General features: G+C 70.2%; 18 protein-coding genes. 11 read left to right on the plus strand and 7 right to left on the minus strand.

Going from position 1 to position 22,739, the window contains the following annotated elements:
* The first annotated feature begins 49 nt into the window (after positions 1-49).
* The gene (locus tag FM051_RS36430; protein WP_202919199.1) at positions 50-1,441 is read left to right on the plus strand and encodes an RICIN domain-containing protein; all 1,392 of its coding nucleotides are present in this window, start codon (positions 50-52) and stop codon (positions 1,439-1,441) included.
* Positions 1,442-1,600: 159 nt separating this feature from the next.
* Entirely contained in the window at positions 1,601-2,710 is a 1,110-nt protein-coding gene (locus FM051_RS36435; RefSeq protein ID WP_238412907.1) for a right-handed parallel beta-helix repeat-containing protein, read from the plus strand.
* A 62-nt stretch (positions 2,711-2,772) separates the two neighbouring features.
* Here the strand turns inward: FM051_RS36435 and FM051_RS36440 are convergent, their stop codons facing one another.
* Positions 2,773-3,432 carry a TetR/AcrR family transcriptional regulator gene (locus tag FM051_RS36440; protein WP_158851369.1) on the minus strand — a complete coding sequence of 220 codons (660 nt, stop codon included), beginning with the start codon at positions 3,430-3,432 and terminating at the stop codon, positions 2,773-2,775.
* A gap of 182 nt (positions 3,433-3,614) precedes the next feature.
* Between FM051_RS36440 and FM051_RS36445 the strand changes: the two genes are divergently transcribed.
* Complete coding sequence (locus FM051_RS36445; protein ID WP_158851371.1) at positions 3,615-4,379, plus strand: SDR family NAD(P)-dependent oxidoreductase; 765 nt, start codon at positions 3,615-3,617, stop codon at positions 4,377-4,379.
* A gap of 103 nt (positions 4,380-4,482) precedes the next feature.
* Here FM051_RS36445 and eccCb read toward each other — a convergent pair whose 3' ends face one another.
* The 3 genes from eccCb to FM051_RS36460 all read right to left on the minus strand — a co-directional run bounded on the left by eccCb (position 4,483) and on the right by FM051_RS36460 (position 10,395).
* Complete coding sequence (gene eccCb / locus FM051_RS36450) at positions 4,483-8,742, minus strand: type VII secretion protein EccCb (RefSeq protein ID WP_158851373.1); 4,260 nt, start codon at positions 8,740-8,742, stop codon at positions 4,483-4,485.
* A 4-nt stretch (positions 8,743-8,746) separates the two neighbouring features.
* Complete coding sequence (locus FM051_RS36455) at positions 8,747-9,124, minus strand: hypothetical protein (RefSeq protein ID WP_158851375.1); 378 nt, start codon at positions 9,122-9,124, stop codon at positions 8,747-8,749.
* A 146-nt stretch (positions 9,125-9,270) separates the two neighbouring features.
* Entirely contained in the window at positions 9,271-10,395 is a 1,125-nt protein-coding gene (locus FM051_RS36460) for a CdaR family transcriptional regulator (protein WP_158851377.1), read from the minus strand.
* A gap of 136 nt (positions 10,396-10,531) precedes the next feature.
* Here FM051_RS36460 and FM051_RS36465 point away from each other — a divergent pair, with 136 nt between their 5' ends.
* The 5 genes from FM051_RS36465 to FM051_RS36485 all read left to right on the plus strand — a co-directional run bounded on the left by FM051_RS36465 (position 10,532) and on the right by FM051_RS36485 (position 14,814).
* Positions 10,532-11,434 (plus strand): substrate-binding periplasmic protein, encoded by a 903-nt coding sequence (locus tag FM051_RS36465; protein ID WP_158851379.1) that lies wholly within the window; start codon positions 10,532-10,534, stop codon positions 11,432-11,434.
* A 20-nt stretch (positions 11,435-11,454) separates the two neighbouring features.
* Positions 11,455-12,234 (plus strand): amino acid ABC transporter permease, encoded by a 780-nt coding sequence (locus FM051_RS36470; RefSeq protein ID WP_158851381.1) that lies wholly within the window; start codon positions 11,455-11,457, stop codon positions 12,232-12,234.
* Positions 12,231-13,016: an amino acid ABC transporter ATP-binding protein gene (locus tag FM051_RS36475; RefSeq protein WP_158851383.1), complete on the plus strand. Its 786-nt coding sequence runs from the start codon at positions 12,231-12,233 to the stop codon at positions 13,014-13,016. The genes FM051_RS36470 and FM051_RS36475 overlap by 4 nt, the downstream gene beginning before the upstream one ends.
* Positions 13,017-13,018: 2 nt before the next feature.
* On the plus strand, positions 13,019-14,284 hold the full coding sequence (locus FM051_RS36480) for an NAD(P)/FAD-dependent oxidoreductase (RefSeq protein WP_158851385.1): 1,266 nt from the start codon (positions 13,019-13,021) through the stop codon (positions 14,282-14,284).
* Between the two features lie 179 nt (positions 14,285-14,463).
* Complete coding sequence (locus FM051_RS36485; protein WP_158851386.1) at positions 14,464-14,814, plus strand: hypothetical protein; 351 nt, start codon at positions 14,464-14,466, stop codon at positions 14,812-14,814.
* A 26-nt stretch (positions 14,815-14,840) separates the two neighbouring features.
* On the opposite strand, the gene FM051_RS36490 is transcribed toward FM051_RS36485, so the two are convergent.
* Complete coding sequence (locus FM051_RS36490; protein ID WP_338019514.1) at positions 14,841-17,564, minus strand: AfsR/SARP family transcriptional regulator; 2,724 nt, start codon at positions 17,562-17,564, stop codon at positions 14,841-14,843.
* Between the two features lie 388 nt (positions 17,565-17,952).
* Here FM051_RS36490 and FM051_RS36495 point away from each other — a divergent pair, with 388 nt between their 5' ends.
* From FM051_RS36495 to FM051_RS36505, 3 genes are read left to right on the plus strand one after another with little or no spacing between them, the layout of a single operon-like run.
* Positions 17,953-18,438 (plus strand): YbaB/EbfC family nucleoid-associated protein, encoded by a 486-nt coding sequence (locus FM051_RS36495; RefSeq protein WP_158851390.1) that lies wholly within the window; start codon positions 17,953-17,955, stop codon positions 18,436-18,438.
* Complete coding sequence (locus FM051_RS36500; protein WP_158851392.1) at positions 18,435-18,746, plus strand: WXG100 family type VII secretion target; 312 nt, start codon at positions 18,435-18,437, stop codon at positions 18,744-18,746. Before FM051_RS36495 ends, FM051_RS36500 begins: the two co-directional genes overlap by 4 nt.
* Positions 18,746-19,876 (plus strand): WXG100-like domain-containing protein, encoded by a 1,131-nt coding sequence (locus tag FM051_RS36505; RefSeq protein WP_158851394.1) that lies wholly within the window; start codon positions 18,746-18,748, stop codon positions 19,874-19,876. Before FM051_RS36500 ends, FM051_RS36505 begins: the two co-directional genes overlap by 1 nt.
* 1 nt (position 19,877) lies before the next feature.
* On the opposite strand, the gene FM051_RS36510 is transcribed toward FM051_RS36505, so the two are convergent.
* Positions 19,878-21,659, minus strand: coding sequence for a hypothetical protein (locus tag FM051_RS36510; protein ID WP_158851396.1), 1,782 nt, complete (start codon positions 21,657-21,659; stop codon positions 19,878-19,880).
* 194 nt (positions 21,660-21,853) lie between these two features.
* Positions 21,854-22,693, minus strand: coding sequence for a MurR/RpiR family transcriptional regulator (locus tag FM051_RS36515; RefSeq protein ID WP_238412908.1), 840 nt, complete (start codon positions 22,691-22,693; stop codon positions 21,854-21,856).
* Positions 22,694-22,739: the final 46 nt, after the last annotated feature.

Consider the following 22,739-nt stretch of genomic DNA (forward strand, 5'->3'; position numbering starts at 1 on the left):
GAAGGGAACGCCCATGCGTCGTGCTTGGCTGCCGATAGTCGCGTTGGTGATGAGTCTGCTCCCGCAGACAGTCCTGACCGGCACCGCACAGGCCGCGACCGTCACGATCTCCAACGGAACCCAGTTCACCGACACCACCGGCGCCGTGGTGCACGCGCACGGCGGCGGCGTGATCAAGGTCGGCACCTACTACTACTGGTTCGGCGAGAACCGGAACGAGGACAACACGTTCCGGTACGTGTCGGCCTACCGCTCCACGGACCTGAAGAACTGGGAGTTCCGGCGTCACGTGCTGACGCAGGCCACCGACCCCGAGTTGGCCGTGGCCAACATCGAGCGGCCCAAGGTGGTCTTCAACAGCACCACCGGCAAGTACGTCATGTGGATGCACAAGGAGAACGGCGCCGACTACAGCGAGGCCCGCGCCGCCGTGGCCGTGTCCGACACCGTGGACGGCGACTACTCCTGGCAGGGCAGCTTCCGGCCGCTGGGCCACATGTCCCGTGACATCACGCTGTTCAAGGACGACGACGGCACCGGCTACATGATCTCGGCCGCCCGCGAGAACCGCGACCTGCACGTGTACCGGCTCACCGCCGACTACCTGACCGTCGAGAGCCGGGTCCAGCTGCTGTGGGCGGGCCAGCTCCGCGAGGCTCCCGCGCTGTTCAAGCGCAACGGCGTCTACTTCCTGCTCACCTCGGGCGCCACCGGCTGGAACCCCAACCAGCAGAAGTACGCCACCGCCTCCAGCGTCACCGGGACGTGGAGCGCGCTGCAGGACGTCGGCGACGCCACCGCGTACGGCTCGCAAACCACCTACGTACTGCCGGTCCAGGGCACCTCCGGCACCTCGTACCTCTACATGGGTGACCGCTGGGGCAACTCCTTCGGCCAGAACGTCAACGCCTCGCGGTACGTCTGGCTGCCGCTGCGGTTCCCGACGAACACCACCATGACCATGGACTGGTTCCCGCAGATCACCATCGACACCGCCACCGGCACGGTCGCCGGCGTCGGCGGACCGTGGGAGGCGGTCACCGCCCGCCACAGCGGCAAGTGCGTCGACGTGCCCGGCAAGTCCGTGGACAACGGCGTGCAGCTCGCCCAGTTCACCTGCAACGGCGGCCTGAACCAGGCGTGGTGGTTCAAGGACCTGGGCAACGGCTACCACCAGCTCGTCGCCAAGCACAGCGGCAAGTGCATCGACGTCGCGAACAACTCGACCGCCGACGGCAACGCGATCATCCAGTGGCCGTGCGGGTCCGGGAACAACCAGCAGTGGCAGCTGCAGGACGCGGGCAGCGGCTACGTGCGCCTGGTCTCCCGCCTCAGCGGCAAGTGCCTGGACGTCAAGGACGCCTCGACCGCCGACAACGCCAAGCTCGTCCAGTTCACCTGCGGCTCCGGCACCAACCAGCAGTTCCGGCGCGCGGTCTGAGCCCTCGCACCACCACGGGGCCCGGCCGGAGAAACCGGCCGGGCCCCTTGCTGTTCCGGGCCGGATGGTTGGGAACACCGCATTGCCGACCGCCGCTCCTCTACTTTTCCTCAACACCTGTCGATCACACTGCGCATCACGGCGACCAAAGGAGGTTTCGTGAGCGGCAGACTGGGGTTTCCACGGTCGGCGCACCGCGTCGCGGTGTTGCGGTCCGCGCTGGCGGTGGCGTTGGTGGGTGTCCTGTTGGCGAGTGGGCAGGCGTGGGGCGACGACCGGATCGAGTTGCTGTGCTCGAACGACACCGGTGACGACGAGAGGATCAACGCCGCGATCAGCGGTAGCGCCGCCGGTGGCGAAGTGGTGCTGACGGGGACGTGCCTGATCAACGGCACGATCCGGCTCGTGGGCGACCGGACGCTCCGGGGCGCGTCGCGCAGCGGTGCCGTCATCCGGCAGGCGCCCGGGGCGAACCTGGACGCGATGCTCGCCAGCGACAGCTACCTGGACGACGTGACGTGGACCGGCGACCCGGTGACGGTGCGGTCGCTGACCCTGATGGCCGAACGCGACACCAACCCCGGCGCCCACGACGCGCTCGTGCTGCGCTCGTGGCAGTCGGTGGTCGAGGACGTGGTGGTCCGGGACGCCGCCCGGCACGGCATCCGGGTGACCAACCTGTCGGCCAACGGAACCACGTTGCAGAACACCCAGGTCAACGGGCGGATCGCGGGCAACCACGTGGAGAACTCGGGTGCGCGGGGCGTGCACGCGGAGGACACCGGCAACTCGGTCACCGACTGGCAGCTGCTGGACAACTGGATCGCCGACTCCGGCACCGACGGCATCGGCCTGGACAACGCCGCCGGCTGGCTCGTGCGCGGCAACCACGTGTACGGGGTGGGCCGCGTCGCCCTGTGGGCCGACCGGATGTTCGGCTCCTCGATCTCCGACAACTACCTGGAGGACTTCGGCGAGTCCGGCATCCGGCTGTCGCTCCAGGGCGAGGCGGCCTCCACGGTGTCCGGCAACCGCGTGTTCGACTTCTCCGGCGGGACGGGGACGTTCCTGGAGACGCGGGTGAACTACGGGACCGGCAACCTCGCCGTCACCGGCAACACGGTGCGCGGCAACGGGACCGGCGTGGGCCTGGACTACCAGCGGGGCCCCGGCGCCGGGCTGGTGGTCACGTCGACCGGCAACCTGGTGACCGACGTGGCGACACCGCGCCGTGTCGGCGCCGGCGTGACGGTCACGGCCGGCGTCTGAAACAGCCGGGCGCCTCGCCGGGGCTCACCCCCGGCGAGGCGTCCACGCTGTCAGCCGGCACGTCAGTGGGACACTCCTCGGGTGGCGGCACGCAACGCCGCTCGCATCGTCTCGGCCAGGCCGTCTTCGTCCACAGATCCGGCGTCGGCCACGCGCCAGGCGTAGTGCTCGAACGCCGCCCGCAGCGCGCCGTTGATCATGGCGGCCCGCACCCTCGTGTCCAGGTCGTCACCGGGCACACCGGCCCGCTCGGCGAAGACGTCGGCGAACACCGGTTCGGCGTCGTCGTGCGCCTGCAGCCACACCGCGCGCAGCCCCGGCTCGGTCCGGGTCATCCGGACCAGGACCAGCAGCGTGGGCATGTCCTGCACGATGTCGTCGCCGGTCCGCGCCATCTCGTCCAGGACCTCGCTGATGTCCTGTCCGGGCCGCCAGGTGCGCAACGCGCGCGCCATGTTGTCGATCCCGGCGGTCAGCAGCGGCCAGACGCAGCTCTCCTTGGTCGGGAAGTACCGCCACAGCGTGCGGACGGAGAGCCCGGCCGCGGCGGCGATCTCCTCGGCGGACGTCTCGGCGACACCTTTGGCGGTGAACAGCCTGACGGCCTCGCGGGCGATCTCCAGCCGGGTCGCCGCCTTGCGCCGCTCGGTCAGCGGCGGGCGTCCCGTCCGACCCTCCGGCGGGTTCGCCCCGCCGACCGGGGTCGTGTGGCCACCTGACATCCCGCCTCCCCGCGCCTACCTGTCTACCGGTCTACCACCGGAAACATAGCATGGTGTCACTTTGCGCCTTTCTGTCACATCGCGACATAAACTGCTACGGTGACGTTGCCCTCGCAGTCGCGGACATGCCGTCCACACCGCGTTGGGACGACCTTTCAGCAGGAGCACAAGGGAGCGGCACCATGAGCAGCACAGGGCTGGAGAACAGCAGCGTCATCGTCACCGGCGCGGGTTCGGGCATCGGACGGGCCGCCGCCCTGCGGTTCGCCGAGGAAGGCGCCAAGGTCGTGGTCGCCGATCTCAACGTCGACGGCGCCAAGGCCGTCGTCGAGGAGATCCAGGCGGCGGGCGGCACGGCCGTGGCGGTGGTCGGCGACCTGAGTGAGCAGGCCGTGGTCGACGAGGTGGTCTCGACGGCCGTGGAGACCTTCGGCGGCGTGGACGTGCTGGTCAACAACGCGGGCATCATGGACCGGATGTCCGCGACCGCCGACGTGACGGACGCGGAGTGGGAATCGGTCATCAGGGTCAACCTGACCGCCCCGTTCATGCTCACCCGCGCCGCGCTGCCGCACATGCTGGCCAAGGGCAAGGGCGCGATCGTCAACACCGCCTCGGAAGCGGCCCTGCGCGGCAGCGCGGCCGGCACCGCCTACACCGCCTCCAAGCACGGCGTCGTCGGGCTCACCAAGTCCGTCGCGGTCATGTACCGCAACTCCGGTATCCGCGCCAACGCCATCGCGCCCGGCGGGACCCAGACCAACCTCGTGGTCACCCCGGACCCGAGGGCGCACGGCCCGGCCGTCGTCGGCGCGCACATGCACAACATCGGCCGCATCTCGACCGCGGACGAACAGGCCGCCGTGATCGTGTTCCTCGCCTCGGACGCCGCGAGCAACGTCAACGGCACCATCGTTCCGGTGGACAACGGCTGGGCGGCCAGCTAGCACCGGTTCCCTGTTGTCCGAACAGGTCGCCGACGGCGCGCCGACCGGTGGGTCGGCGCGATCGTCGAGGCCGCGAACGTCGGCTTCCGCCAACGGCGAGTGCCTATTCCGGCTGGATCCACGCCACCTGGATGCGCTGCTGACCCAGCTTGCGGGACACCAGCGTGCCCCGGCCGGGAGGCTGCGGCGACGGCCTGAGGTTGCCCACGATCACACCCTCCTCCCTCGATCCCGACCCCACGAGAGTCGGTGCCGAGATCTCCTTCAGCTTGCCGAGGATCGGGTCGTACATCGCCCGCGACGCACCACCCATCCGACGCACCGCGACGATGTGCAGACCGACGTCCTTCGCCTGCGGGATGAACTCCATCAACGGCTGCAACGGGTTCTGCCCGCCCTGCGGTGCGACCAGGTCGTAGTCGTCCACCACCACGAACAGCTCCGGTCCCTTCCACCAGGAGCGGTTCTTCAACTGCTCCTGCGTGACGTCCACCCCCGGCAACCGCTTGTGCATCGAAGCCCGCACGTCCTTGACCATGTCCGTCAGCTGTGCCGACGACACCGCGTAGGACAGCAGGTGGTCGGTCTCGATGTAGCCGAGCATCGTGCGCCGGTAGTCGACCAGCATGATCAGCGCCTCGTTCGAGGTGTAGCCGGTCATGATGCCGCGCACGATGGTACGCAGCAGGTTGGTCTTGCCCGACTCGCCGTCCGCCAGGCACATGAAGTGCGGGTCGGCGTCGAAGTCCAGGTACACCGGCGCCAACTCGTCCTCGTTGACACCGATCGGCACCAGGTGACCCCGGTTCGGCCGGGCCTGCTGCACCTGACCCATGAAGTCGCCGTACGCCAACAGGTCGGGCAGCAGGCGGACCTGCGGCGCGCGCCTGCCACGCCACGCCACGTTGACCTTGGCGATCATGTCCTGCACCCCCGCCGCCACGTTCTCCGCGTCCGACGACGCGTCGATGCGCGGCAGCGCGGTCAGGAAGTGCAGCTTCTGCGGCGACAGACCACGACCGGGACGACCCGCGGGGATGTTCACCGCGACCCTCCGGTCCACCTCGGACTCGCTCGGGTCACCGAGACGCAGCTCGAACCGCGTGCCCAGATGGTCCTTCATCGCGGGCCGGATCTCCGCCCACCGGTTCGCCGCCACGACCACGTGCACGCCGTAGGACAGACCCTGCGCCGCCAGCGCCTGGACCATCGGCTCCAGCGCCTCGAACTCCTGCCGGAAGTTCATCCAGCCGTCCACGACCAGGAACGCGTCACCGAAGTTGTCGTCCCGGATCTCACCGCGCCGCTTCCGGTTGCGGAACTCGACCATCGAGTCGATGCCCTGCGCCCGGAACCGCTGCTCGCGCTCGGAGATCAGGCCCGACAGCTCGGCCACCATCCGGCGCGCCTTGTCCACGTCCAACCGGCTGGCGAAACCACCCACGTGCGGCAGGTTCTCCAGCGCGGCCAGCGTGCCACCACCGAGGTCGAGGCAGTAGAACTGCACTTCCTCGGGCGTGTGCGTCAACGCCATCGACGTGATCAACGTCCGCAGCAGCGTCGACTTACCCGACTGCGGACCACCCACGATCGCACCGTGACCGGCCGCACCCGAGAAGTCCGCCCACAGCAGGTCGCGCCGCTGCTCGAACGGCTTGTCCACCACGCCCAACGGCACCTGCAGCCTGCCGTTGCCGAAGAACCCCGGCGCGGTCAGACCGCGATTCTCCGTCGCCTGCAACGGCGGCAGCAGGATGTCCAGCGACGGCGGCTCGTTGAGCGGCGGCAGCCACACCTCGTGCGCCGGCGGCCCCTGCCCGACCAGACGGTCGACGATGACATCCAACAGTGAGCGACCGTCCGGACCATCCGGTTCCGACACGTACGCGGCGTCGAAGCGGACCAGCGGCGAGCCCTGCACGGACAGGTACCCCGAACCGGGGATGAGCGGCAGGTCGTAGGCGTCCGGCACACCGATCGCGGCACGCGACTCCGCGGCGGAGAACGTCTTCAGCCCCAGCCGGTAGGACAGGAACCCGTCCAGACCGCGCAGCCTGCCCTCCTCCAGGCTCTGCGAGGCCAGCAGCATGTGGATGCCCAGGCTGCGCCCGATGCGGCCGATCTGGATGAAGATCTCGATGAAGTCCGGCTTCGCCGTCAGCATCTCGGAGAACTCGTCCACGCAGATGAACAGCAGCGGCAGCGGGTCGAGGTCGGCGCCGTTCTCCCTCGCCTTCTCGTAGTCCCACACGTTCTTGTAGTTGCCCTTGGCCAGCACTTCCTGCCGGCGGACGACCTCACCGGCGATCGCGTCCTTCATGCGGTCGACCAGGGTCAGGTCACCCGCCAGGTTGGTGATCGTCGCGGCGACGTGCGGCGCCTTGTCCAGGCCCAGGAACGTCGCACCACCCTTGAAGTCGACCAGGATCATGTTCAGCGAGGTCGACGAGTGGGTCGCCAACATGCCCAGCACCAGCGTGCGCAGCAGTTCCGACTTGCCGGAACCGGTCGCGCCGACGAGGAGTCCGTGTGGGCCCATGCCCTGCATGGCCGTTTCCTTGACGTCCAGCATCACGGGCCTGCCGAGGTCGTCCACCCCCAACGGCACGCGGTAACGATCTTGAAGAGGCCGAAGACTCCACGCTCGCTCCACGTCGAACGACTCGGTGCCTCCATCGAAGCCCAGCATCTCCAAGAAGGTGGGCGCCGGGACGTCGACCGGCGTTTCCTCGGGCTCCGGCTCGTTGTCCTCCAGGTCCCAGCCGGGGAACGAGGGGTCGCTCAGCCTGCGGATCACGTCCGAGACGTGATCCTCGTCGTCGTCGTGGAAGGTGATCGCGGTCAGGAACCGACGCCCCGCGTAAAGACCCCAGCCGGGCTGCTCCGGCAGCGTCGCCGCGAGTTCGGGGCTGATCTTCGACTCGCGCGGGTCGTCGAGCTGGAGTTCGACGCGTCCGAGCAGCAGCGGTGTGATCTTGGGCGGGAGTTCCGCCCAGTGCCGGGCGGTGACGAGCACGTGGACGCCGAAGTGCAGCCCGGAGCTGGCGATCTGGTGCACCGCGTCGTCGAGCAGCGGCACGGCGTCGTGGAACTGCTCCCACCCGTCGATGACCAGGAACAGGTCACCGTGCACACCCGGCGGCAGCGCGCCGCGCTTGCGGAGTTCCCGGTAGGTGTTGGTCCTGGTGACGCCCAGGGCTCGGAACATCCGGTCGCGCTCGTCCAGGGTCTGGATCAGCCAGTCGAGCAACCGTTCGACCTCGTGCCGCTTCGACGGCGCGATCACCGCTTTGAGGTGCGGAAACGTACCCAGCGTTCGGAAGCTGCTGCCGCCGTCCAGGCAGTAGAAGCTGATCTGTTCCGGGGTGCGACCGTGTGCCAGTCCGCTCATCAGGGTGTGCACGAGCGTGGACTTGCCGGAGTAGATGCGCCCGACGACGGCGAGGTGCCCCTCCTGGCCGGCGAAATCGATCCGGAGCACGTTGTCCACGCGCCCGCCGTTGTGCTGGGCCTGACCGATGGGCGAAATCAGGTCGAGGTAGTCCTCCGGCCGCTCCGGGGGCAGCAGATCGGTGAGCCTCGGCGATTCGGAGTCGCCGTCCACGACGATCCGCCGTGACCGCACCTTGGCCACGCGGAAGGTGCCTTCCGACTTGTTGCTCATCGTCGGCGTCTGCTTCAGACCGGTCTGCTTCACCTCGTCGCGGACGAACGAGTAGAGGTCTTCGACGTTGATCGAGTCCGCACCCACCCGGGCGGCGGCGCCGGTGCCGATCCCCTTGATCACCGCGTCGGTGAACGCGGAGACCCGCTGCCGGCGTTCGTCGTAGAACAGCTTGTCCTGTTCGTAGGCGAATTCGAGTTCGTTCGACGCGGTGAGGACGAACGTGCCCTGACCGAAGTGCTGCTTGACGTCGCTCCAGTCACCCGACCGCTGGGTCGGGCGCTGGGTGAACGTGCCGCTGTAGCAGCAGTCGAGCAGGACCAGCTTCGATCGCGCCCGACACTCCTCCAGCAGGTGCTGCAGGACGACGCCGGGCACCGCGGTGGCGTAAGGCCGGTTCCGGTCGGTGTCGCTGGCGGCGAAGAACAGCTGGTCGTAGTCGTTCTTGATGCCGTGCCCGGTCAGGTAGAGCAGTACTTCGTCATCGACGTCACGGTCACGCAGGAATTCCTCGACCGCGCGTTCGGCCGCGCTCTTCGACGGGTCGAGCAGGACCGGAGCGGAGTCGAAATCGCCGATATCGGGGTCGAGCAGCAGTTGCGAGAGGTGTTTCGCCTCTTCGACGACCGATTCCAGCGACGTCAGCTTCGGGTCGAGGTAACGCGATGTGGCGATCAGCAGCGCAACGCGCTTACCCATGTCGTTACTGCCCTGCCTGGTCGTCCTCGCCGGCCGCCAGCATCTGGGCCAGCTCGTGCTGGTCCGCTTTCGAGATGCCGTTGAACGACCACGTCTTGTCGCCGAGGGTGACCTTGACGCTGCGGTCCTTCGCCCGATTCACGAATGCGACCACGACCTTGCCCACGGTGGCGATCGTCGAGGTGGACAACACGCCGGTGATGACGAGTTCCGTGAGCTGGGGCGACCAGCCCGACTTGCTGCCGGCGGGCGCCTCGCCCTCCGACCTCGCCACGTTGACCAGGCCGAGCGCGCGGATGTCGTTGAGCAGGGACGCGGTCAGGCGATGCAGTTCACGCTCGTCGGCGGCGCTCGCGTCCACCGTGAGTGTCAGGTCGCCCATCCGTGATCTCCGCTTCAGGTCGCAGTGCCAGTGATCAGCAACGGTATATCAAGCGCCGGCCCCACTGATGCGAATCGCCCCGACTCCCCCGCATCCGCACAATTGCGGCGGGTGATGTCTTCACTCGATCGTGGTGGAAACAACCCTCATCGGGGAACCGTCCGCTCGCGCGAGTCCAGGTGGTCCGCGACGCAGGCCAGGTAGAGCTTGAGCACGAAACGGGCGTCGCGGGTGCTGCGGCCGGTCAGCTCCTCGATCTTGTTCAGCCGGTAGACCAGCGTGTTGCGGTGGATCCGCAGCTCGGCGGCGGCGCGGACGAGGTTGAAGCCGCACTCGCACCAAGCCGTGATCGTCTGGCGCAGGATCGGCCAGTCGGTCTGGCCCCGCAGCTCGCCCAGGAGTGCCCGCGCGAACCTGGTGCGCAGGTGCCGGCCGCTGGACGCGACGAGTTCCTGCACGCGCAGGTCGTCGATGTGGACGACCCCGGCCGACCGGCCCAGCCGTGCCGCCAGGTAGAGCGCGGTCGACGCGTCCTGGTACGAGTCGTGCAGTTCGGGGACCGACGTGGCCCGGCCGCCGATCCCGACCGTGCAGTCCGTTCCGATCTCGCCCGACAGCCGGAGGCACCGGTCCGGCAGCGAGGTCTTCTCCAGGTGCAGCACGACGAACCGGCCGGAACTCGTGCTGCCGACGATGTCCTGCGGATCGTCGAACACCCGGCGCAGCGCGCGGTTGACCTTCGTGGGCTCAGCGGGCGCCTCCACGTCCACCACGACGGCCACCCGGCGTTGCCGCAGGTCGTACCCGAGTTCGTGGGCGCGGAGGGTCAGCGGCTCGGGCTCCGCCGTCTGCCGGTCGTAGTGCGCCACGTCGCGCAGCAGGTCCTCGACGGCCTTCTCCCGGAACAGCCGCGAGGACAGCAGCACCGACTCGCGGAGCAGCAGCTCCGTCTGGTTGCGCACCAGCCGGCCGAACCGCTCGACCTGGCCCGGCGAGCCGGTGATGCCCACCGTGCCGACCGCCTCGCCGTTGAGCACGAGCGGCAGCGTGATGCCCGGTTCCACGCCGCTGAGCCGACGGGCCGCCTCCGGGTCGTGGCTCATCGCGCGCCGTCGGCGCACCACCTCGACCGAGGCCTCGTGGAAGCTACCGACCCGCTCCGGGTCGCCACTGCCGATCACGATGCCGTCCCGGTCGGTGATCAGGACGTTGAAGCCGATGATCGCGCTGGTGTCGACCGCGATCTCGTTGGCGATCGAGGACGCGAGCACCACTCTCACCTCTTGTACGGAACGTATGGCGGGCCACGCCGATCGGACCAGCACTTCTGGTCAGAGTAACCAGTGACCTGCGGCATTCGGACGCCTAGCGTGTGCCCAACCTCATCGCCAGTTAGGACGTGCGCCAATGTCGAGAACCGCATCGCTCGCCGTGAGCGGCCTGCTGATCGCCGCGTTGACCGCCTGTTCGTCCGGTGACGCGGCCGACCGGGGCGCCGGCGACCTCGGCACCATCGAGCCCGGCGTGCTCAAGGTCGCGATCCAACCGTACGCGCCGTACACCGACTACCAGGGCGGGCAGCTGAGCGGGCTGGACAGCGACATCCTCAACGCGGTCGCCGCGAAGCTGAACCTGAAGGTCGAACCCGAGGTCACCGACTTCGCGGGCATGCTCGCCGGTGTCCAGTCCCGACGCGTCGACATCACCGTCGGCGGCGTCGCCTGGTCGGCGGACCGGCAGAAGCAGGGCCTGTTCACCGACCCGCCGTACTACTCGCCGCCCGCGATGGCGGTGAAGTCCGGCAAGGAGTACAAGACGATCTCCGACCTGGAGAACCTGCGCCTGGCCACGGTGGAGGGCTACGTCTGGGTCAAGTCGATCCAGGCCGTGCCCGGCGCCCAGCTGCTGGCGTACCCGGACGGCAACGGGGTGATCGACGACCTCGGCGCCGAACGGGCGGACGTCGGCTTCCTCGACCCGCTGATCATCATCGCCGCGCAGAAGGCACGGCCCGAGCTGGGCATCAAGACCCAGTACCTGACCCCACCCAGTGACGCCGACGTGCAGCAGAAACCGGCGTACGAGTACTTCCGCTCGTACATGACCAGCTTCTACCTGCCCAAGGAGTCGACCGCGCTGGAGCAGGCGATCTCCAGGGAGATCCGGGCGATGTACGGCAACGGCGAGCTGACGGAGCTGGTCGAGAAGTACGGCGGCGACCCGGAGCAGTTCCTCAAGCCCGCGCCGCACATCGCGCCGCTGCGCCGGGACGTGGACCGGCCGTCCGACTGGACCCCACCGTCGATCTGAGTCGATCTGAGGAGTGAGGCGTGTTCCAGGTTCCGTGGTCGGAGTACTCCGTCGACCTGTGGGAGGGTCTGCTGAAGACCCTCTCCTACACCGCGGTCGGCTTCGTCGGTGCGGCACTGCTGGGGCTCGCGGTCGCGCTCATGCGGCTGAGCCCGGCACGCCCGTTGCGGATCCCAGCGGTCCTCTACACCGAGGTGTTCAAGAACGTCCCGCTGCTCGCGGTCATCTTCCTGACCTACTTCGGGCTCGGCTCGATCGGGCTGAAGCTCGACGCGTTCCAGGCCGGGACGCTCAGCCTGGTGATCTTCTACGCCGCGTACCTGTCGGAGATCTTCCGGTCGGCCATCAACGGCGTGCACGGCGGTCAGCAGGAGGCGGCCGAGGCGCTGGGCATGCGGCGGATCAGCACGTTCGGCAAGGTGGTGTTCCCGCAGGCGCTGCGGCTGGCCCTGCCGGGCACGAACACCATGCTGGTGGACCTGCTGAAGTCCACGTCGCTGCTGGTGACGATCTCGGCAGCCGAGTTGATGTCGCAGGGCAGGTTGATCACTTCGGCGACGTTCCGCGCCCTGGAGGTCTACCTCGTGATCGCGGCCGTCTACTTCGTCCTGTGCTACCCGCTGTCGCAGGGGTTGCTGTGGTTCGAGCGGCGGATCCAGGCGGGCACGCCGCTGTCGGTCGGGCGGCGGCGGAGGCTTCGTGCGGCGAAGGCGCTGCTCGACCGGAAGATGTCCGCCCAGGAGATGTCTACCCAGGAGATGTCGGCACAGGAGATCACTACGCCGGAGGTGCGGGCATGACCGAGGTGACGGAGAACCGGACGGCCACCGACGTGCTCACGATCGCCGGGCTGAGCAAGTCGTTCGGCGGCAGGCTCGTGCTCGACGACGTGTCGCTGTCGGTCCACCGCAGCACGATCACCGCGATCATCGGGCAGAGCGGCGGGGGCAAGACCACGTTGTTGCGCTGCCTGAACCTGCTCGAACGACCCGACCGCGGCCTCATCGCGGTCGACGGCGAGCCGATCTTCGACCGGCGGGTGGTGTGCCGCGACCTGCCTGAGCTGCGTCGTTCGGTGGGCATGGTGTTCCAGCGGTTCAACCTCTTCCCGCACCTGACGGCCGTGGAGAACGTGATTCTCGCGCCGCTCGACGCCGGTGTTCCGGAGCGGGAAGCCGTCGAACGGGCGGTCGGGCTGCTGCGCCGGGTGCGGCTGACGCACCGGGCCACGGCGTACCCGGAGCAGATGTCCGGCGGGGAGCAGCAGCGGGTGGCCATCGCACGGGCGCTGGCGCTGCGCCCGTCCGTGCTGCTGTTCGACGAGCCGACATCCTCTTTGGACCCGGAGTCGACCGGCGAGGTGCTGCGGGTGATGCGCGAGCTGGCCGGCGACGGCATGACGATGGTCCTGGTCACCCACGAGCTGTCCTTCGCCAGGGACGTGGCCGACCGGGTGGTGTTCGTCGACGGCGGGCGGATCGTCGAGGAGGGCGAGCCCGGCCAGGTGCTCGGCAACCCGCGAGAGCCGCGCACCCGTGAGTTCCTCACCCACTTCTCCCAGTCGCACCAATCGAAAGAGTGACGATGCCGTCAACAGCAGACGCCCCGGTGGTCGTGGTCGGCGGCGGCGTGGTCGGCCTGTGCATCGCCCACTACCTCACCTCCGCCGGTGTCGCGGTGGAGGTGATCGAGCGGGCGTCGTTGGGTTCCGGCGCGTCGTGGGGCAACGCGGGCTGGGTCTGCCTGAGCCATTCCGCGCCCGTGCCCGCGCCGGGGGTCGCCCACTACGCGCTGCGGTCACTGGGCAGGCCGGAGTCGCCGCTGTACCTCCGGCCGTCCCTCGACCCCCGGTTCCTGGTGTGGTTGTGGCGCTTGTGGCGCAGCAGCGGCGAGTCGGCGTTCCGGCGCGGTTATGCGGCGGTGACCGCGCTGAACGAGCCGACGTTCGACCTGTTCGAGGGGCTGACCGACGCGGGGGTCGACACCACGTTGCGGCGTCCAGGCCTGGTGCACGCGTTCCTGTCCGCCACCGAGGCCCGCCACCACCTGGACGTCCAGCGTGAGATGGCCGACGGGCACTACGACCTGCCTTCGCAGGTGACGGTCGGACCGGACGCGCACCAGCTCGACCCGGCGCTGTCCCCGTCGGTCCAGGCGGCGTACCTGGTGCGCGGTGAGGGCGTCGTCGACCCGGTGCGGCTGGTGGAATCGCTCGCCCGGGTGGTGAAGGGCGCGGGTGGGCACATCCGGGAGAACGCCACGGTCACCGGCTTCCGCAGCACCGGCGACGGGGTCACGGCCGTGCGGACGAACGAGGGCGAGCTGCCGTGCCGGGCCGTCGTGATCGCGGCGGGCATGTGGTCGCAGCCGCTGTTGGCGCAGCTCGGCGTGCGGCTGCCGATGCAGGCGGGCAAGGGCTACAGCTTCTCGATCGACCTCGACCCCGCGCCGAGCCACGCGTTGTACTTCGGCGACCGGAGGGTGGTCGCGTCACCGATGAACGGCGCGACCCGCATCGCCGGAACCATGGAGTTGAGCGGCAACAACCGGAAACTCGACTGGCGCCGCGTCGTGGCGATCGCCCTGGGCAGCCGCCACTACCTCGGCCGCTGGTTCGACGACCCCGACGACCTGCCGCAACGCATCCGCGACCCCTGGGTCGGCGGCAGACCGTTCCTGGCCGACGGGCTCCCGGTGATCGACCGCACGCCCAGCCACGACAACGTCTTCGTGGCCACCGGGCACGGCATGCTCGGCGTCACCCTCGGCCCCGCCACGGGCCGTGCCCTGACGGACTACTTCCTGACCGGCCGACGCCCGGACGCCCTCAACGCCTTCCGCTTCCGGTAGGTGAACGGTCCCCGGTCCGGTGGGCGAGGTCGACGCCCACCACGAACGCCCAGGTCGAAGGAGCCGCCAGGAGCGCTCTGACCAGGCGAATCAACGCCTCTGCGACTGATGTTCAACGCCCGTGCGGACAAGGTTCCGGAGCTGGATGTTCCGGAACCACTCAAGAAGGAAGGCTCCGCATGGGCAAGGTCAAGTCATTCGTGGTGGCAGGCGCTTCGGTCATCGCGGCTCTGCTGGTCGTCGCCACGCCGGCGTCCGCTCACCGAGAGAGCATCACCCACGGTAGCGACGAGGCGTTCACCGACTCCACCCACCTCGTGATCACCGCGTGCGACCGCGAGGCGGACGGCAACGGCGTGCGCGCCGAGTACGAGACCTGGAGCACCACCCGCATCTTCAGCGTCGGTGACGCGAACGGCAGTGCCTCCGGCTGCGGCAGCGAGTTGTCCGAGAACGGCTACGAGATCTACCGCTTCCGGGTCTGCGAGGCGAACGTGGGCTGCTCCCGCTGGGAGTACACGGACAGCTGATCCACAACGGGTGGAGGGTGGACGACTCACCCGTCGAGAGGGGCCAGACGGGCGCGCACGCGCTCTGCTTCGGTGACGCGGTGCTGGCTCTGGTACAGCTCCAGTGCCCGTCGCCAGGTGTCGCGTGCGTGACCGTCCTGGCCGTCGTCGGCGTAGACCTGGCCGAGCCGGTCCAGGACCTCGGCCTCGCCGGCGCTGTACCCGAGGTCGCGGAACACGGCCGCGGCCGACCGGAAGTAGTCCACGGCCGAGGAGTGGCGTCCGGTCCGGTGGGCGATGTAGCCCAGGCTGTCCAGAGCGGCCGCTTCACCTTCGGTGTCCTGGTGCCGGCGGCACAGGCTCAACGAGGCCAGGCAGGGCGCGTACGCCCGCTCGTAATCGCCCAGCAGCGCGGCGCACCAGCCCACCGAGTTCAGCATGTCGGCCTCCCACACCGACTCGCCCAGGTCCCGGAACAGGAGCACGGCCTGGTCGGCGTGCTCGATCGCCCGTCGGTAGTCCTCGCGCTTCTCCCACGCCAGCGACAGGAACCGGTGGGTGTGGGCCTGGTCGAGTGGCTTCTCGGCCAGCGCCAGCGACCAGTCCAACCGCGACGCCGCCTCCTCGTGCCGGCCAAGTCGGACGCAGGCGACGCCGAGGAACCGGTAGGCCAGGCTCCGGACGCCGACGTCACCGAGCTGGTCGGCGGCCCGGACCGCGGCCGACCAGACCTCGAACGCGTCCCGCGCGTGGCCCTGCAGGCGGTGGAACGTGCTCAGCGCCCAGGCCAGTCGCCACACGTGGCCGTGCCGTCCCTGCTCGGCCGCGGCCCGCTGGACGGCCAGCAGGTTCGCGTGCTCGGCGTCGAACCAGGCCATGGCCGCCGCCGCGTCGGCCAGGTTCTGCGGCGGGCAGCCGGGCGGTGGGAGCGTGATCGGTGTGCGGTGGGGTGCGAGCAGGCGGTCGCCCGCGTAGGCCGTGTGGATGTAGAACTCGACGAGTCTCAGCGAGGCGGCGTCCCGGACGTCCGCGGCACGGCGGCAGGCCTCCTCGGCGGCGTGCAGGCGGACGAGTTCGTGCATCCGGTAGCGCCCCGGCGCGTGCCGCTGGATCAGGCTGGCTCGCTCCAGGTGGTTCAGCAGCACCTGCGCCCGTGCCGGTGGGACGCCGGCGAGCGCGGCGGCGGCGGGCAGGCCGATGTCCGGGCCTGGCACCAGACCGAGTACCGCGAACATGTCGGCGGTGTCGGGGTCGAGTGCCCGGTAGGACCACGAGAACACCGCGCGCAGGTTGGCCGTCAGCTCGCCGGCGTCCAGCGCGTCCAGCCGCGTCGAGGTGTCGTGGAGTTCTTCGGCCAGCGCCCGCAACGGCAGACCCGACAGCGCGGCGCGGGCGGCGACGATGCCGATCGCCAACGGCAGCCCCGCGCACAGGTCCAGCAGCTCGGCCACCTCGTCGGGCTCGGCGGCGATCCGCTCGGCGCCGAGGTGGGCGGTGAGCAGGTGGCGCGACTCGGTGGCGTCGAGCACGTCGAGGTTGACCGGCAGCGCGCCGTGCGTGGCGACCAACGCGCCCAGCCGGTGGCGGCTGGTCACGATCACCGCGCACGTCGCGGTGCCCGGCAGCAGCGGGACGACCTGTTCGGTGTCGCGGGCGTTGTCCAGCACCACGAGCGCGCGCTTGCCGGCGATCACACTGCGGTACAGCGCGGCCTGCGCATCGGGATCGACGGGGATGCTGGCGGAGTCCACGCCCAGTGCGTCGAGGAACCCGCGCACCGCCATCGTGGCCGGTGTCGGTGTGCCGCTCGGGTCGAACCCGCGCAGGTTGACGTACAGCTGCCCGTCCGGGAACCGCTCGACGTTGCGGTGCGCCCAGTGCAGGGCCAACCACGTCTTGCCGACGCCGCCGATCCCGCCGACCGCGGAGATGACCGCCGTGCCACGACCGACGGCCGCGTCCAGTTCGGCCAGCTCACGCGTCCGACCGGTGAACACCCCCGGCGGCGCGGGCAGTTGACGCGGCACCGGCGTCGACGCGACGTCCAGCTTCGGGTCGCAGCACACGATTCCCCGGTGCACCTCCCGCAGCGCCTGGCCGGGCTCGGCCCCGATCTCTTCGACCAGCTGCCGCCGGATCCGCTGGTAACAGGCCAACGCGTCGGCTTGGCGTCCCTCGCGGTACAGGGCGAGCATGAGCTGGCCGGCGAGCCGTTCGTCCAGCGGCCGGGTCGCGACCCGCGAGGTCAGCTCGGCCACCAGCCCGGCGTGGCGGCCGAGTCGCAGCCGCAGATCGGTGTGGTCCAGTTCGGTGGCGACGCGCCTGGCCTCCAGGTCGTCCCTCAGGTCGTTGACCCACGGCGTGTCCAACCCCGCGAACGCCTCGCCCCGCCACAGCCGCAGGGCTTCGTCGGTGAGTGCGAGCGCCCGGTCGTCGGTGGCCGTTCGGGCCTGTGCGAGCAGGTCGCCGAAGCGGTTCAGGTCGACCGAGAACGGGTCGGCGTCCAGGACGTACCCGCCCGAGCGCCGCACGATCCCCACCCCGCCGACCGCCAACGCCTGGCGCAGCCGGAACAGGTAGGACCGCAGCGTGCCGCGAGCCCGGTGCGGAACCCGGTCGCCCCAGACCCGGTCGACCAACTGGTCACCGGACACGACCTGCCCGACGTCGGCCGACAACGCCACCAGCACACAACGCTGCCGAGCCGGCCCGACGTCCACGACGGCACCGTCCACCCGGACCTCGACCCGGCCCAGCAACAAGAACTCCACGGCCAACGCCGGCACCCCCTAGCGCCCAACGCCGCCAAGCATGAACCTCGGGCGGGCCGGCGTCGATCCACTCGGGGAAGTTCGGCCATCGCACCCCGCGCTCTCACCGGTTACGCCAGTCCGGGCCCACGCCGGTTCACCCGTTCGACAGACACCGGGTCCGCAGTCGGCCCACGACCAGGCAACCGCGCGGTACAGACGGGCAGACCTGCTCCGGCGACCTCCCGCACGCCCGTTCCCCCACGATGGGCAGAGCCACCGCCGGACACCACATCCGACAGAGGATCACCAAGCTGATCAGAGACGCTCGGCAGTTCGGCCATTTGCCGGGTGGGGCTCGTGCCGGTGGGTGACAATCTGCGCACACACAGCACGACCGGGAGGGTTCATGAACGATCCGGCACATCGGGCAGCGCTGGAAGCCCGCAACGCCGCGCTGCGGTCCCAGGTGGACACCATGCTGGTGAACCTGGAGCGGCAGACCGCCGCGCTGAAAGAGGCGCAGGCGGCGGCCCCGCAGACCGCCACCGCGACCTCGCCCGACGGCCTGGTGCAGGCCGTCGTCAACGCCGCCGGTGTGGTCACCGACGTGAAGCTCGCGCCCAGCGCCTTCGAACGGAGCACGCCGGACAAGCTGTCCCGCGCGATCGTCCAGACCATCCAGCAGGCCACGCTCGACGTGCGGCGCCAGGCCGAGGAAGCGCTGGCGCCGTTCCAGAACGCGATGCCCGACCTGCCGGACCTGTTCCCCGGCGCGCCGTCGCTGAAGAACCTCCTGCCACAACCACCGCCGCCCGTCGAGCGCCCACGCCGCGCCCGCGACGAGGACCCGGACGAGGAGTCCGGCCCGGTGCTGCGGGGCGACGGCTGGTGAGCGGCTTCGAGGTCGACCCGGTCGCCCTGCGCGCCGCCTCGCCGAAGTTCACCACGGCGTCGGAGAAGCTGCGCGACGCGTTGGCGAGCCTCGGGTCCGTGCTGGACGCCGAGGGCGCGTGCTGGGGTGGTGACGAAGCGGGCCAGAAGTTCGGCGAGGGGTACCAGCCGGGTGCCCAGCTCGGCCGGGAGGCGTTCGCGGGGCTCGCGGACGGTCTCCAGTCCATCCGCGAGGGCCTGGACGCCTCGGCCGCCCAGTGGGAGCAGGTCGACCAGGCCGGGGCGCAGACGTTCGGGAGTGGTGGCTGATGGGCATCGAGATTCCGGGCGCCGTGGAATGGCTGGTGCCGATCGTGGTCGGCGCGGACTGGCCGGAGGGCGACGAGACCGCGCTGCGCCGAGTGGGCGTCGCGTGGGAGCAGGCCGCGAAGACCGTCGAGGAAGTCATCGGCGACGGCAACGCGGCGGCGCAGGCCGCATTGGGCGCGATGGAGGGCGAGACCGCCGAGGCGTTCGAGCGGTACTGGAAGCAGTACGTCGAGGGCAGCCAGTACCTCGTCGAACTGCAGAAGCTGTGCGACGACCTGGCGGACGGCTGCGACGAAGCGGCGCTGAACATCGAGTACACCAAGCTCAGCATCATCGCCGCGCTGATCATCCTCGCCGCCCAGATCGCCATGATGATCGCATCGGCGGTGGCCACGTTCGGCACCAGCACCGCGGGCATCCCGATCGCCCAGGCGGCGACCCGGCTCACCGTGCAGATGATCTTCCGCGAGCTGGTCAAGCAGATCCTGATCAACGTCGCCATCAACGTCGGCGTGGACGCCCTGATCCAGGGCCTCCAGTTCGCCAAGGGCGACCGCGAGAGCTGGGACGTCGGCAAGACCGTCGAGGCAGGCGTGTCGGGGCTGGCCGCGGGTATCGCGGGCGGTCTGGTCGGCGCCGGGTCCAAGGCGCTGGGCAACACCACGACGAACTTCCTGCAGGCCGCGGGCCGCGGTGCGGCGGAGGGCGCGATCGCGGGCGCGGGCGGCAACCTCATCAACAACGCGCTGCACGGCAAGTTCACCCTGGAGGACACGGTCAAGGGCGTCGTGTCCGGCGCTTCGTCGGGCAGTGTCGGCGGCGCGGTGGGCGGCATGTCGAACCGGCACGGGGGTCTGAACGCCACCTGGGACACCGGGTCGGGCGGCGGCTACACGGCGGGCCACAACACCCAGGGCCACACGTTCCAGAGCCCGGACGGCGCGACAACCCGGGCCAATGTGGACGGAAACCCTTACACGGGCGGCTGGAACTCCGGACGCGCGCAGAACATCCCCGGCGACGGCGGGCCGGCCAACGTCAACGACCCGCACGACGACGACTACCGCGGCGGGTCCAGCGCCAACCCACCCCGCATGGTGGGCGACCTGGACCTCCCGGACCCGCAGTAAGTCACAGCCAGGGCTGCCAGCCGGGCAGTGGGGCGTGATCCGGTCGGGTCTCGCCCCAGTCCGGGCTGCCCGGCGGCAGCGCGTGGTGCTCCGCCACGAGCATCCTCCGCCGCACCCGCAGCCAGTCCGCGAGCAGTGCCGCGGACAGCGTCAAGCCGATCGCGCCGGCCACCGGCACGAGCCAGACGAGCACCCAGCCGACCGTCCCGACGCACGCGGCGGCCACCAGCCGCCACCCGATCCCGGTGGTCTTGAAGCCACCGCCCTCCTGCGAGCCGGTCGTCGCGCCGACCGCCCACGTGCGCAGACGGTGCCAACCTTCCAGGTCGAGGCCGTTCGCCGGAGGCGGCGCGGCGTGGCCTGCCCGGTGCCGGATCAGTTCGCGCAGGAGCCGGGCCTCGTCCACGGGCAGCAGCCACTGCTGCCGACCCGCTACAACGCGCAGCGCCGGGGCGTTGCCGAGCCGGGTGCGGAATCCACCGGGCCGCGGCCAGACCACCAGGTCGCCACCGGTGAAGGCGCCCGTCTGGTTCACCGTCACGTCGTGCAGCCACAGTGCCTGGGGGTGGGCGCCTCCCTCGCCGCCGGCGCCCGGTTTGACGACCAGCCGCTGCGCCTGGAGCCGCACCGCGTCGCCGCCGCGGGTGCGGAACGGCAGCTCGACCGCGGTGCGGGCGAGGTCGGTCCCCTTCCAGCGCAGGAACACCGCGCCCGCGGCCCACCCCAGCAGCGGGCACAGCAACAGCAGCGGCATGGGCGCCCACTCCTGCCGCGCTGCCAGGGCGAACAGCGCCACCGGCACCAGCAGCCACGCCACCCGGCCCCACACACGGGGTGTGCGGCAGTTCAGCAGCCACACCACCGCGACCACGCCGACCCAGAGCAGGTACCCCACCGGAGCGGAGACCCGCAGCAGCACCACCACCGGGATCGCCAACGCGACCAGGGCCAACGCACCCGCCGCCGCCCATCGCACGATCGGCCCAGGGCCTGCCGGCAGCGGTGTGTGCGGACCGTGCACCGGGTGCACGCGAACACCCACGGGCTCCGGTGCGGGCAGCACCTCGGGTACGTGTTCCCCTCGGGTCACCACGGGGGCCACGTCCACCGGGAGCTGCCTGCCCACGCGGCCCCGCACGGCCTCCACGAACAGCCGCGGGTTCTCCACCGGCAGCACGTGCTCCTCGGTCCCGGTCCGCACCACCACGACGTCACCCGGCGGGACGGACAACCCGCGCCCGTCCGGCAACGTGATCCAGGGCGGCTCCCCGGCCACGACCTGCCGCACACCCAGCGCCGTGATCCGGTCCAGCGGCACCGTCTTCACCGTGGGCTGCGCGGTCATCCGTCCACCGCCCGACCGCACCTCGACCACCAGCGCGTCCCCGGTCACCCGCACGGAATCGCTGTACCAGAACGGTTGTGCGTGGGTGCGCACCGCGAACTCCGCCTCGTACCGGCCGTCCAGCGCGGGCACCGATCGCGCCGCCCACCGGACCAGCGCCATCGGCGCCATCAACAACGCCAGGTACAGCACCGCGTTGAGCGCGGGGTGCGTGTCGAAGCGATCAGCCACCGCGCCCGTGACGCCGAGCGCCTGCACGGCGGACACCACCAGCACCGGAACCGTCCAGTTCCGCGGGCGGAAGCGCTGCCGCCATCCCACGACCAGTGCCACCACCAGCCCGCCGACGGCCGCGACGAGTGGAAACGCGGGCGGGAACAGCAGCACCGCGACAGCGGCGTAGGCGACGTGCACCACGAGCGGACCGAGGAGCGGCATCAGCCGGTCACCTCCCACGCGCTGTCGATGACCACACGCTTGTCGGCGGACAGCGCCGCGCGCACGGCGGTGACGAACTCCCGTGCCTGATCCGAATGCATGGGACACATCTTGGCCTGCGGCGGCGTGCACCGAGCTGTGAAACGACGCGATTCACGTCATTTGTTCGAGCGACATTCGTCGAGCGACGGTCGCTAGTCGGCCAGGAACACCTCGCGTTGGGACGCCATGCTCTCGAATGCCTCCAGGCTGGCCTGCCGCTCGGTCGGCAGCGCGGCGAGCATCGCGTGCAGCAGGGCCGCGCACAGTGCCGTCGACGCCGCGTGCGAGTCGAACGCGAAGTGGGAGCTGACCGGCGCGGTCAGCACGAGGTCGGCGTGTTCGGTCAGCGGGTTGATCGGCTGGTCGGTCACCAGCACCGTGCGCAGGCCGACCCGTTTCGCCCACAGCAACGCGTCGAGCATCTCACGCGGATAGCGCGGCAGCGCGAAGGCGAGCGCCCAGCTCGCACCGGCGTCCACCGCCCTGGTGAGCCCGTCCTCCAGCAGTGAGCCGGGAACGTCCAGCACCCGGACGTCCAGGTGCACCTTCGCCGCGAAGTAACCGAACAGGTGGGCCAGCGGCGCGGACACCCGCAGGCCCATGACCGGGAGCGGCTGGGAGGCGGCCAGTGCTTCGGCTGCCTCCCGCAGCGGTCCCGGGTCGGCGAGGTTGTCGCGCAGGGACCGCAGGTTCCTGATCTCGGTTTCCACCAGGAGCTGGATCTCGTTGAGCTCGTCAACAGGTGCGGTCGCCGCGGGCTGCGTGAGCACGAGCGATCGCACGGCCGCCCGGAACTCGGGGAACGTCTCGAACCCGAGGGCGAAGGCGAACCGCGTCACCGACGCCTGGCTCACCCCCACGCGTTCCGCGAGGTCCACGGTGCCCAGGAACGCTGCCTCCTGCGGGTGTTCGAGCAGGTATCGGGCGATCCGCCGCTGGGCGGGCGACAACCGTCGTCCGCCCAGCAGCTGCCGCAGAGCTGTCGAGTCCATTGCCGCTCTCATCGTCCGATCAGTGTCCGAACAGGGTCCGTCCGAT

Origin of the sequence: Saccharothrix deserti (genome assembly GCF_009769385.1) — a bacterium.
Taxonomy (GTDB): Bacteria; Actinomycetota; Actinomycetes; order Mycobacteriales; family Pseudonocardiaceae; genus Actinosynnema; species Actinosynnema deserti.